Raw genomic sequence first — 11214 nt, 5'->3', positions numbered from 1 at the left:
GACCTGGGGGACGGCGGCGTGCTCGTCCGGGGGGAGCTCGTAGAGGTCCTTGTCCACCGGGGCGGCGGGCTCGATCTTGTTCTTGATGCCGTCCAGGCCCGCCATCAGCATCGCCGAGAAGGCGAGGTAGGGGTTGGAGGACGGGTCGGGGACGCGGAACTCGATGCGCTTGGCCTTCGGGTTCGAGCCGGTGATCGGGATCCGGATGCAGGCGGAGCGGTTGCGCTGCGAGTAGACCAGGTTCACCGGGGCCTCGAAGCCGGGGACCAGGCGGTGGTACGAGTTCACCGTCGGGTTGGTGAAGGCGAGCAGGCTCGGCGCGTGGCGCAGCAGGCCGCCGATGTAGTAGCGCGCCGTGTCGGACAGGCCGGCGTAGCCGATCTCGTCGTAGAACAGCGGCGAGCCGTCCTTCCACAGGCTCTGGTGCGTGTGCATGCCCGAGCCGTTGTCGCCGAAGAGCGGCTTCGGCATGAAGGTGGCGGTCTTGCCGTGCGCCCAGGCGATGTTCTTCACGACGTACTTGAACAGCATTACGTCGTCGGCCGCGGCCAGCAGGGTGTTGAACCTGTAGTTGATCTCGGCCTGGCCGGCGGTGCCCACCTCGTGGTGCGCGCGCTCGACCTGGAGGCCGACGTCGCGCAGCGCGAGGACCATCTCGTCGCGCAGGTCGGCGAAGTGGTCGACCGGGGGCACCGGGAAGTAGCCGCCCTTGTAGCGGACCTTGTAGGCCTGGTTCCCGCCGGCCTCCTCGCGGCCGGTGTTCCACCAGCCGGCCTCGGAGTCGATGTGGTAGAAGCCGCCGTTGACCTTGGTCTCGAAGCGCACGTCGTCGAAGACGTAGAACTCCGCCTCGGGGCCGAAGTACGCGGTGTCGGCGACGCCGGTGCCCTTGAGATAGGCCTCGGCCTTCTTGGCCACGTTGCGCGGGTCCCGGGAGTACTGCTCGCCGGTCAGCGGGTCGTGGATGAAGAAGTTGACGTTGAGCGTCTTCTCCTTGCGGAACGGGTCGACGCGCGCGGTCGTGATGTCCGGGATCAGCTGCATGTCGGACTCGTGGATCGCCTGGAAGCCGCGGATCGACGAGCCGTCGAACATGGCGCCCTCGGTGAAGAAGGCGGCGTCGACCGTCTCGGCCGGCACGGTGAAGTGCTGCATCACGCCCGGCAGGTCGCAGAACCGGACGTCGACGAACTTGACGCCCTCGTCCTTGAGGTACTTGGTGACCTCATCGGGATTGGTGAACATCCATCCTCCTCTGGCAGGGCCCCGCCTCGGAGGAATCCGGGGCCTTTAGGGGTGCTCCAGCTCCCATTCGTGTCCGAAAAGTTACGGTGAGGCGGTTACCCCGAGGTGTCCGAGCCGTTTCGGCCATGTTACGCGGCTGATCAGCGGCCCCGGTGGCCGGGGCGCGCCGAACGGGCGATAACGTGGTCGTATGACTGAGCAGAAGGGCCGCGGCCCCGCCGCCGGCGCGACGGCGGGCCCGTCCACCACCCGGCAGGCGCTGGGCGGCTGGCTGGACGGTCCGCAGCTGCCGGACGGCGAGCCGGGACGGTACCGCGGCGAGCGCCTGGGCCTGCCGGAGAGCGGCCCCGGCTCGCTGGCCGGGCAGGGCCGCCGGATCGGCGCGCTCGCGGTGGACTGGGGCATCGCGTACCTGATCGCCACGGCGTTCGGCTGGCACCCGTCCTCCGGGCAGGGGCAGTGGGGCGTGCTGGCGATCTTCGCGGCCGAGCACCTGCTGCTGGTCTCCACGCTCGGCTTCACCATCGGCAAGCGGCTGTTCGGCCTGCACGTCGGCAAGCTCGGCGGCCCGCTCACGCCGCTCCACGTGATCGTGCGCACCGTGCTGCTGATGCTGGTGATCCCGGCGGTGATCTGGGACCGGGACGGCCGCGGCCTGCACGACCGGCTGGCCGGGACGGTGGAACTGCTCCGCTGAACCGGCCCGCTCCGCCGAATGCGGGAGTACGAGGAGAACGGGAACTGCTCCGCTGAACCGGTCCGCTCCGCCGAGTGCGCAGAGCGAGGAGGACGGCGAAGGCCCCCGACGCGAAGTCGGGGGCCTATGGCCGTCCTCGGGGAAGTCGGTGGGCCGCGGCCGGCGCGTGCCGCCGCGCGGGATCCGGGCGGCGGCTGGAGCAGAGCCGGCCGCGCGCTGGATCAGGCGGCGGCTAGCGCATGCCGCCGCGCGGGATCCGGGCGCCCTTGGGCAGCGGGCCCTTCGGCAGGTTGGCCATCGGCCCGGTCTTGGAGGCGATCGCCTCGAGGCGCTTGCTGTACTCCGAGGCCTGCATGCTGGTGAGGTTCTTCTTGCGCAGGCCGCGGCGGGTGAGCGTGCTGGCGAGCTTGGGCAGCGGGAGCTGGCCGGCCGCCTCGTCCGGGCCGACGACGATCTCGTCCACGGCCACGTCCGGGCCGAGGTAGCGGGCGACGGCCTTGCGCTCGTTGGCGATGAGCGGCTTGACGCGGGCCGGGTCGCCCTCGGCGAGCAGCACGATGCCGCCGGTGCCGATCAGCCGGTGCACCATGTCCTGCTGCCGGTTGAACTGCACCATCGGGGTGAGCGCCCAGTTGCGCTTGAAGCGGCGGTCGGAGTCCAGCACCGAGTAGGCCGCGCCGGGCTGTCCGTCGATCTGCTTGTACTGCGCGCGCTGCACCCGGCGGGAGAGCGTCGTGGTCGCGGCGAGCACGCCGAACATCAGCGCCAGCACGATCGCGATGACCAGCCCGAAGATCGACCCGCCCACCAGCAGGTAGAGCAGCGCGAACACCACGGCGGCGGCGCCGAGGCCCCAGCCGAGCATGGCGATCGTGACCTTCGGGTCGAGCCGCTTCGTCAGCTTGTACGCGTAGCCGAACTGCGCCAGGCGGCCGGTGGGCGGCGTGGCGTTGAGAAGGTCATCAGAGGACGGGTTGGCCATAGTGAGAAGGATACGGTCCCGGGTGTCGCCCTTCCTAACCTGGGCCGCGGAAAGGTCCCGCTAGCGCGCGCTCAGCGCTGCCCGTCCGGCTGCTCGGGCGCCGGCTCCAGCGCCGCCCAGGCCTCCGCGCGCTGCCTGGCGCGCTCCCGGTCGCGCTGCACCTCGGCCCAGGCGTTGGCCCGGGCGACGACCATCGCGTCGCCCCGGAACACCAGCCGCTCGACCGTGGAGAGCACCGTGCGCACTGCTGCGCGCCGTCCGGACGTCGAAGGCGCAACACTCACTCGCGTCGTGGTCATCGTCGTCATCTTCTGGTCGGACCCCCAGATCCTCCGCTCGGTGGCGGTGCGGCCGAGTATAGTCGGACACCGCCCATCATCGACACCGGGAGTTACCGGGCGTGTCGGATCCGGTAACCGCCGGGTTAAGCGAAACGAAGCTGATGATCGACGCGACCGCGCTGTGGCTCGATCTGATACCTCTCGCGTTGTCTCCATTGTCGCAGATCGCCGGGGCCGCCCGAACCGCTGGACAGCCCCTTGATATCAGACGACGGGGATCGGCGACGCGGCGGGCTTACGGGCCTCGATCGCCTGCTGGTAAAGCCTTCCGGCGCGGTACGAGGAGCGCACCAGTGGTCCCGACATGACGCCGGAGAAGCCGATCTCCTCGGCCTCCGACTTCAGCTCGACGAACTCCTCGGGCTTCACCCAGCGCTCCACCGGGTGGTGGCGCGGCGAGGGCCGCAGGTACTGCGTGATGGTGATCAGTTCGCAGCCGGCGGCGTGCAGGTCGCGCAGCGCCTGCGAGACCTCGGCGCGCTCCTCGCCCATGCCCAGGATCAGGTTGGACTTGGTGACCAGGCCGTCCTCGCGGGCGCGCCGGATGACCTCAAGCGAGCGCTCGTAGCGGAAGGCCGGGCGGATCCGCTTGAAGATCCGCGGCACAGTCTCCACGTTGTGCGCCAGCACCTCGGGCCGCGAGGAGAAGACCTCGGCCAGCTGCTCGGGCACCGCGTTGAAGTCCGGGATCAGCAGCTCGACACCGGTGCCGGGCACCGTCGCGTGGATCTGCCGCACGGTCTCGGCGTACAGCCAGGCGCCGCCGTCCTCCAGGTCGTCGCGGGCCACGCCGGTGATGGTGGCGTAGCGCAGGCCCATCGAGGCCACCGACTCGGCCACCCGGCGCGGCTCGTCCCGGTCCAGGTCGGCGGGCTTGCCGGTGTCGATCTGGCAGAAGTCGCAGCGCCGGGTGCACTGCTCGCCGCCGATCAGGAAGGTCGCCTCGCGGTCTTCCCAGCACTCGAAGATGTTCGGGCAGCCCGCCTCCTGGCAGACCGTGTGCAGGCCCTCGTCCTGGACCAGCTGCCGCAGCGCCGTGTACTCCGGGCCCATCTTCGCCCGGGTCTTGATCCACGAGGGCTTCTTCTCGATCGGGGTCTCGCTGTTGCGGACCTCCAGGCGCAGCAGCTTTCGGCCGTCCGGGTTCACCGTGGTCACTGGGACACCGTCTCCTTGCAGATCAAATGTGAAATACAGCCTACGCCGCGGCCTTGGTGCGCACACGGTCGGTGGCGGCGCCCTTGGGCTCGGTCAGCAGGTGCAGGTGGCGCTCCACGATCGGGACCACCTCCTCCACCGTCACCCGGCGGCCGAGCTCCCGGCTGAGCGTGGTGACGTCGGCGTCGGAGATGCCGCACGGGATGATCCGGCTGGTCCAGCCGAGGTCGTTCTCGCAGTTGAGCGCGAAGCCGTGCATGGTCACGCCCTGGGCGAAGCGCAGTCCGAGCGCGGCGACCTTGCGGTCCTGCTCGCCCTCGTCCTTCGCGAGCACCCAGACGCCGGAGCGGCCCTTGACCCGGTCGGTGGCCAGGCCCAGCTCGGCGCAGACCTCGATGATCATCTGCTCGACCCGGCGCACGAAGTCGACCACGTACACGCCCTCGGGCAGCCGCACGATCGGATAGCCGACCAGCTGTCCCGGCCCGTGCCAGGTGATCTTCCCGCCGCGGTCCACCTCGACGACCGGCGAGCCGTCCCACGGCCGGTCCTGCGGCTCGGTGCGCCGGCCCGCGGTGAACACCTCGGGATTGTGCTCGAGCAGCAGCACCGTGTCCGGAACCTCGTCCGCGACGCGCGCGGCGTGAATCTCGCGCTGGGTGTCCCAGGCGCTCATGTACTCGACTCCGTCGGCTCCGAAGCCGGCGTGGATGATTCTCGGTTCTCCCACCGTTCCACGATATGACACGCGCGGACCAGGCAGCCCTGCGTGCGCTGGCGCACGCCCGGTCACCGGGCATAAGGTCGGAAGTGCCTTGTGATCTGTGTCACCTACCTGACAGGCTGTCCGCTATGGGGACCTTGCAGTCACTTTTTCGGATACCGAGCGGACGACGGGGAAAGTGGGTGGTACTGGCGGTCTGGCTGGTGATCGGCGTGTTCGCGTTCGGGACCGCGAGCAAGCTGTACAACGCCGAGCAGAACAACGCCGACGCGTACCTTCCGCACAGCGCCGCGTCCACGCAGCTCATCGACTACCTGCAGCATGCGCCGGGAGCCCCGCCGAACACCGACAGCGCCACGATCCTCTACGTCAACGAGGCGGGGGTCGGCGCCGCCGAGCAGGCGCGCGTGGCGCACGACATCGCGGCCTTCCAGAGCACCGTGCCCGGCGTGACGAAGGTCGTCGAACTCCCGCCCTCCAGCGACGGCAAGGCGCTCGCCGTCGCCGTGCCGGTGAAGATCCCGGAGACCGGAAACTTCGACTTCGGCCCGGCGATGAACGCGATCAAGGCCGTCGCCCAGCCGGACGGCAAGGTCGACCAGGGCTCGACGCAGGTCTACATCGCCGGCGGCTTCGCGCTGGACGAGGCGGCCAACAGCGCCTTCAACGGCCTCGACACGAAGCTGCTGTTCGGCGCGGGCCTGGTCGTGATCCTGATCCTGCTGATCACGTACCGTTCGCCGTTCCTGTGGCTGCTTCCGGTCTTCAGCAGCGTCTTCGCGCTCCAGCTCGCGCAGGCGATCATGTACGAGCTCGTGAAGCACGCGGGCGTGGTCGTCTCCGGGCAGAGCGGCGGAATCCTGACCGTGCTCGTCTTCGGCGTCGGGACGGACTACGCGCTGCTGCTCGTCGCGCGCTATCGGGAGGAGCTGCACAACTACGAGGACAAGCACGAGGCGATGCGCATCGCGCTCAGCCGGAGCAGCCCGGCGGTCGCGGCCTCCGCACTGACCGTCATGCTGGCCACGCTGGGCCTGCTCGTCTCGCAGCTCGCCTCGAACGTCGGCCTCGGCAAGATCGGCGCCATCGGCGTCGCCTGCTCGCTGCTCGCGATGACGACGCTGCTCCCGGCACTGCTCGTGATCATGCCGCGCGGCGTCTTCTGGCCGAATGTGCCGCGCTACGGTGTCGACGCGAACGCCCGGATCGGCGTCTGGACCCGGGTCTCCGAGCTCGTCGGCCGCGCGCCGCGCCTCGTCTGGGTGGCGAGCGCCGCGCTGCTCGTCGTGCTCTCCTTCGGCCTGCTGGATCTGCACTCCGGCCAGATCCCGACCGCGCAGTCCTTCGTCGGGACCCCGGCGGCCGTCACCGCGCAGCAGAAGCTGCAGACGCACTACCCGGACAAGGGCACGCAGCCGGTCCAGATCCTCGCCTCGGCCGCCACCGAACCCCAGGTCACCGCGATCCTGCACGCCGAGAGCGGCCTCGCCGCGAGCGCGCCGGGCGGCTTCACGGCGGTGCCGCTCGGAGACAAGGTCTTCTACTCGGTCGGCATGGCCGAGCCCGCCGACAGCGCGACCGCCCGCGAGACCGTGAACCGGCTGCGCGGACAACTCGCCGCGGTGCCCAACGCCGACGCGCTCGTCGGCGGCTACACGGCCATCACGATCGACGAGCAGGCCTCCGCGGCGCACGACCGCAATTGGGTGATTCCGATCGTGCTCGCGATCTCGTTCGTGATCCTGATCCTGCTGCTGCGTGCGTTCCTGGCGCCGTTGCTGTTGCTGGGCAGCGTGATCCTCTCGTTCCTCGCTGCTCTCGGGGTCGCGGCGTTCTTCAGCGACCATGCCTTCGCGAGACCGACGGAGGACAACTCCTATCCGCTGTTCGTCTTCATCTTCCTGGTCGCGCTGGGCATCGACTACAACATCTTCCTGATGACCCGGGTGCGCGAGGAGACGCGGCGGATCGGCACGCGGCCGGGCATCCTGCGCGGCCTGGCCGTGACCGGCGGCGTGATCACCAGCGCCGGCTTCGTGCTCGCCGCCACGTTCGCCGTGCTCACGACGCTCCCGCTGACCCAGTTCCTGCAGATCGGCTTCGCGGTCGCCTTCGGCGTGCTGCTGGACACGCTGCTCGTGCGCACAGTGCTCGTCCCCGCACTCTGCTACGACGTCGGCCCGGCGATCTGGTGGCCCTCGAAGCTCGCGAAGGAGTCAGTAACGCGCGCCGGGATGCTCGACGTGGACGCCCACAGCGCGAGCGGCGGCAATTAGCCGCTTGTCGTAGGTGACGAACGCGCTGATCTCGGTACCCGTGGACTCGGCAATGGTCTGCGCGGTGGCCAGGTGGATCGCGTCCAGGCTCCGCAGCAGCGGATCCTGATACGCCCCGGCCGCCGCGCGGATCGCCGCGTTCAGTTCGACGCGGCTGATCCCGCTGAGAATGCGCGGAATCCGGGGCAGCGCGGCCGGCTCCACGCGCCGCAGCGCGCGCTCGAGCTCGATCTCGAGCAGCACGCTGGACACCAGCGACTCGTGCTCGCGCGCGTCGAGCCAGTCGAACAGCGCCTCGGTCTCCCGCTCGTGCCGCGCGAGCTTCGCGACCGCGCAGGTGTCGAGGTAGATCAAGAGTATTCCTCGTCGCGCATCTGGCGGATCAGCTCGGCCGAGTCGATCGAGGGGTCGCCGAGCACCGGCGGAATGGTGAACGGCCGGTTGTCCGTGGCCAGGATCACGTCGCCATGCGTCGCGAGCTCGCGCAGCGCGGCCTCGTCCTCGGAGATCGGGGTCAGCCGGGCCACGATCTTTCCGCTGACCGACACGAGCAGCTCCTCACCTGAGCGCACGCGCTTGAGCACCGCGCTCGTGTGCTGGTTGAGTTCCCGGACCGGGATCACCTGCGTACCCATGACCTGAGTGTAGTACGCGATGTTCTACACGTCAGCGGGTCGTCAGTGGGCAGTCAGGCTGGCCGTCAGTGGCCGGAGCGCCGGCGGAGGTCGGCGAGCACCGCGTCGGCGGCCCGGGACGCGGAGGCGAGCGCGCCCTCGATGTTCGGCAGGCCGCGGTGGTCGCCGCAGACGTAGAGGCCGCCGATGAGCCGGACCGGCCTGGTGAAGTTGTAGGGCGCGTCCATCGCGGCCAGCGCGCGCTCGCAGTGCAGCACCTCGATCGTGGAGAGCGAGTCGCCCGAGACGCCGTGCAGCTTCTCCAGCCGGGCGCTCACGGCCCGGTCCAGCGCGTCGAGTTCCTTGCCGTCGTGCCCGGCGACGACGGTGCCGATCAGCGCGCGGCCCTCCGGCGCGTAGCTCGGCGCGACGCGGCTGATCACGGCGGTGCGCACGGCCGGCGCGGCGGCGTCGCCGTCGATCAGCACGGTGGGTATCCGGTCCGGGCCCGGCGGCAGGTCGTCCGCGTCCACGGCGTGCCACAGCGTCGTCAGGGGACGCATTCGCGGTTCGTGCAGGCCGGGGAAGAGTGAGACGGCCGCCATCGGATCCGTCGCGACGACGACCGCCGAGGTGCGGATCAGCCCGGTATCGGTGCTCACGCGGTCCGCGTGCACCTCGTGCACCCGGGTGCCGAGCAGGATCCGCTCTTGCCCTAATCGGTCCGCGAGCAGTTGGACCAGCGCCTCGAATCCGCCCTCGGGCACCGCGAACCGGCCGCGCACCAGCATCCGCAGCAGCCAGTCGGCGCCGCGGATGGAGGCGGCCAGGTCCTCGTCCGCGATCAGGGCCGTGAGATAGCGGCGCAGGAAGCCGTCGACCAGGATCGGCGAGTAGCCGCGCACCGCGAAGGAGTCCGCGCTCGCGTCCTCGCGGCCGGCCAGCGAGGCGTCGATGGGGCCGCGGGCGAGCCGGTAGAACTCCTTGGAGAGCCGGGTCTTGTCGGTCACCGTGCCGATCGGCGCGAGCAGCGTGGCCATCGCCTGCTGCGGCCGCGAGGGCGCGGCGCCGAAGCGCAGCGCCGCGCCCTCGGCGTAGACCCGGATGCCGGGGGAGAAGGAGCGCAGATGCAGCCGCGTCTCCCGGGTGGGCTCGGGTTCCGCGAGCGAGCCGAGCGCGGGCCAGGTGGTGTGCGCGAGATGGCCGCCGCCGATCCGGAATCCGTCGATCCGCGTCTCGCGCACCCGGCCGCCGAGCCGGTCGCCGGCCTCGGCGAGCAGGACTTCGAGCCCTGCTTCGGTCAGCTGCGCCGCGACCGCGAGTCCGGAGAGCCCGCCTCCGACGACTACCACATCCGCGCGCATGCAGGCTCCCGAAGACCGGCCGAGTTCAGATCGAAAAGACAGATGGTCCCCCGGCCGTCACCGACCGTTGGGGACCACCTACCCGAAGCGAGCTGTGCTAAAGGCCTACGCGCCCGACCCGTCGAAACTGTGGTGCCACAGATCCGTGGCTACAGACCGGAGGCGAAGGTGTACGGCTGGTAGGCGACGACCTTGCCGAGGTCCAGCTGGATGATCTCGTGCGCGGTCAGCTTGATCGAGGCCGGGTCGCCGGTGTACTTGGCGCCGTTGACGAAGACCGTCACGGTGCCCTTGTACGGGCCGATCTGCGTGCTCGACAGCGGCTGGTTCCACTCGGCGAAGAACTGGCCGAGGTTGTACTGGGTGTTCGTCGGCGACTCTATGTGCACGACGCCGGTGTCGTCGTGCGTGTGCAGGTAGTAGAACGAGGCGCCGGAGTCGACGAACTCGGAGCTGCCGTCCGCCTCGGTGCTCCACGGCTGCTGGATGCCGATGCCGTAGGGCACCGTCTTCTGCGTGCCGTTGATGTAGATGGCCAGGTGGGCGTGGATGTGGTACGCCGTCTGCTCCATCGTGTTGGTGCCCACGCCGTCTATGGTCTGGCCCTTGAGGCCGCTCCAGGTCGGGGCCAGCAGGTTCGACTCGCCGATCGTGGAGTTGGCCGACTCGGAGGCGGCGACCTGGGCCGAGTCCTTGTTGTTGGTCTTTATCGACAGCACGATCAGCGCGCCGACGAGCGCGACCACCAGTACGCCGATGCCGACGCCCCACGCCGTCTTGCGGCGCTTCTCGGCACGCGCCATGGCCGCCTGCTTGGCCGCGAGCTCGGCGCGGCGCTTTACGGCGTCCTTCTTGTTCTGCTGGGTGGCCATGCTTCTCCTCGGATCCCGCTGACCTACGCCGGACAACCATACTTGCGACTGCTGAGAAGACACCAAACGGCGGACGCGTCGCGATTACGATTGGGTCACGACGCGCCCGCCGTCAGTGACGGTCCGGCGGTTTTTCGTTACGAACGCCCGGTTTTGCGCTTGAATCTGTCTTCCTGCGGAGTGCTATAGCCCGAGCTCGGCCTCGAAGTTGCCCTCCTCGAGGCGGGCCTTGACCGCGCCGAGGAAGCGGGCCGCGTCCGCGCCGTCCACCAGGCGGTGGTCGTAGCTCAGGGCCAGGTAGACCATCGAGCGCACCGCGATGACCTCGCCGAGCAGCGGGTCGCTGACCACGGCGGGCCGCTTGACGACCGTGCCGGTGCCCAGGATGCCGACCTGCGGCTGGTTGATGATCGGGGTGTCGAACAGGGCGCCGCGCGAACCGGTGTTGGTCAGCGTGAAGGTGCCGCCGCCCAGCTCGTCCGGGGAGACCTTGTTGTCCCGGGTGCGTCCGGCCAGGTCCGCGATGGAGCGGGCGAGGCCGGCCAGGTTCAGGTCGCCGGCGTTCTTGATCACCGGGACGAGCAGGCCGCGCTCGGTGTCCACCGCGATGCCGAGGTTCTCCGAGCCGTGGTACGTCACGGTCCCGGCCTCGGTGTCGATGGAGGCGTTCAGCTGCGGGTACTGCTTGAGCGCCTCGATCGCCGCGGAGGCGAAGAAGGGCAGGAAGGAGAGCTTGACGCCCTCGCGGGCCTCGAAGTCCTTCTTCGCGCGGTCGCGCAGCCGGGCCACCGCGGTGAGGTCCACCTCGACGACCGTGGTCAGCTGCGCGGAGACCTGCAGCGACTCGACCATCCGCTTGGCGATGACCTGGCGCAGCCGGGAGAGCTTCTCGGTGCGGCCGCGCAGCGGCGAGATCGCGGGCGCGGCGGACGGGGCGGCGG

At 69.9% G+C, this 11214-nt stretch carries 12 protein-coding genes; 2 read left to right on the top strand and 10 right to left on the bottom strand.

What is annotated here, in order from left to right:
* A partial coding sequence (gene glnA / locus KDK95_RS32315; RefSeq protein ID WP_212522153.1) for a type I glutamate--ammonia ligase occupies positions 1–1245 on the bottom strand: 1245 nt, incomplete at its 3' end.
* A gap of 190 nt (positions 1246–1435) precedes the next feature.
* Between glnA and KDK95_RS32310 the strand changes: the two genes are divergently transcribed.
* Positions 1436–1942: an RDD family protein gene (locus KDK95_RS32310; protein WP_212522152.1), complete on the top strand. Its 507-nt coding sequence runs from the start codon at positions 1436–1438 to the stop codon at positions 1940–1942.
* A 232-nt stretch (positions 1943–2174) separates the two neighbouring features.
* On the opposite strand, the gene KDK95_RS32305 is transcribed toward KDK95_RS32310, so the two are convergent.
* The 4 genes from KDK95_RS32305 to lipB form a co-directional block, all read right to left on the bottom strand.
* The gene (locus tag KDK95_RS32305; protein WP_212522151.1) at positions 2175–2924 is read right to left on the bottom strand and encodes a DUF4191 domain-containing protein; all 750 of its coding nucleotides are present in this window, start codon (positions 2922–2924) and stop codon (positions 2175–2177) included.
* Between the two features lie 71 nt (positions 2925–2995).
* Positions 2996–3223, bottom strand: coding sequence for a hypothetical protein (locus tag KDK95_RS32300; RefSeq protein WP_212522150.1), 228 nt, complete (start codon positions 3221–3223; stop codon positions 2996–2998).
* Between the two features lie 246 nt (positions 3224–3469).
* The gene (gene lipA / locus KDK95_RS32295) at positions 3470–4423 is read right to left on the bottom strand and encodes a lipoyl synthase (protein WP_212522149.1); all 954 of its coding nucleotides are present in this window, start codon (positions 4421–4423) and stop codon (positions 3470–3472) included.
* A gap of 40 nt (positions 4424–4463) precedes the next feature.
* Positions 4464–5099: a lipoyl(octanoyl) transferase LipB gene (lipB, locus tag KDK95_RS32290; protein ID WP_212522154.1), complete on the bottom strand. Its 636-nt coding sequence runs from the start codon at positions 5097–5099 to the stop codon at positions 4464–4466.
* 230 nt (positions 5100–5329) lie between these two features.
* Between lipB and KDK95_RS32285 the strand changes: the two genes are divergently transcribed.
* On the top strand, positions 5330–7423 hold the full coding sequence (locus KDK95_RS32285; RefSeq protein ID WP_212522148.1) for an MMPL family transporter: 2094 nt from the start codon (positions 5330–5332) through the stop codon (positions 7421–7423).
* Here the strand turns inward: KDK95_RS32285 and KDK95_RS32280 are convergent.
* The 5 genes from KDK95_RS32280 to KDK95_RS32260 form a co-directional block, all read right to left on the bottom strand.
* Positions 7364–7777, bottom strand: a complete 414-nt coding sequence (locus KDK95_RS32280) for a type II toxin-antitoxin system VapC family toxin (RefSeq protein ID WP_212522147.1) — start codon at positions 7775–7777, stop codon at positions 7364–7366. The genes KDK95_RS32285 and KDK95_RS32280 overlap by 60 nt on opposite strands.
* The gene (locus KDK95_RS32275; protein ID WP_212522146.1) at positions 7774–8058 is read right to left on the bottom strand and encodes a type II toxin-antitoxin system Phd/YefM family antitoxin; all 285 of its coding nucleotides are present in this window, start codon (positions 8056–8058) and stop codon (positions 7774–7776) included. Before KDK95_RS32275 ends, KDK95_RS32280 begins: the two co-directional genes overlap by 4 nt.
* A 65-nt stretch (positions 8059–8123) precedes the next feature.
* On the bottom strand, positions 8124–9401 hold the full coding sequence (locus KDK95_RS32270; protein ID WP_212522145.1) for an FAD-dependent oxidoreductase: 1278 nt from the start codon (positions 9399–9401) through the stop codon (positions 8124–8126).
* A gap of 149 nt (positions 9402–9550) precedes the next feature.
* Positions 9551–10273: a hypothetical protein gene (locus KDK95_RS32265; RefSeq protein ID WP_212522144.1), complete on the bottom strand. Its 723-nt coding sequence runs from the start codon at positions 10271–10273 to the stop codon at positions 9551–9553.
* Between the two features lie 183 nt (positions 10274–10456).
* A partial coding sequence (locus tag KDK95_RS32260) for a 2-oxo acid dehydrogenase subunit E2 (protein WP_212522143.1) occupies positions 10457–11214 on the bottom strand: 758 nt, incomplete at its 5' end.

Source organism: Actinospica acidithermotolerans, assembly GCF_018139625.1.
Taxonomy (GTDB): domain Bacteria; phylum Actinomycetota; class Actinomycetes; order Streptomycetales; family Catenulisporaceae; genus Actinospica; species Actinospica acidithermotolerans.
The sequence above is the reverse complement of the archived record's forward strand: the minus strand, read 5'-3'. Positions and strand labels throughout refer to the sequence as shown.

Coding starts and splice junctions, on each gene's coding strand:
- KDK95_RS32310 (WP_212522152.1), top strand. CDS start 1,436: ATGACTGAGCAGAAGGGCCGCGGCCCCGCCGCCGGCGCGACGGCGGGC.
- KDK95_RS32305 (WP_212522151.1), bottom strand. CDS start 2,924: ATGGCCAACCCGTCCTCTGATGACCTTCTCAACGCCACGCCGCCCACC.
- KDK95_RS32300 (WP_212522150.1), bottom strand. CDS start 3,223: ATGACCACGACGCGAGTGAGTGTTGCGCCTTCGACGTCCGGACGGCGC.
- lipB (WP_212522154.1), bottom strand. CDS start 5,099: ATGAGCGCCTGGGACACCCAGCGCGAGATTCACGCCGCGCGCGTCGCG.
- KDK95_RS32275 (WP_212522146.1), bottom strand. CDS start 8,058: ATGGGTACGCAGGTGATCCCGGTCCGGGAACTCAACCAGCACACGAGC.
- KDK95_RS32270 (WP_212522145.1), bottom strand. CDS start 9,401: ATGCGCGCGGATGTGGTAGTCGTCGGAGGCGGGCTCTCCGGACTCGCG.
- KDK95_RS32265 (WP_212522144.1), bottom strand. CDS start 10,273: ATGGCCACCCAGCAGAACAAGAAGGACGCCGTAAAGCGCCGCGCCGAG.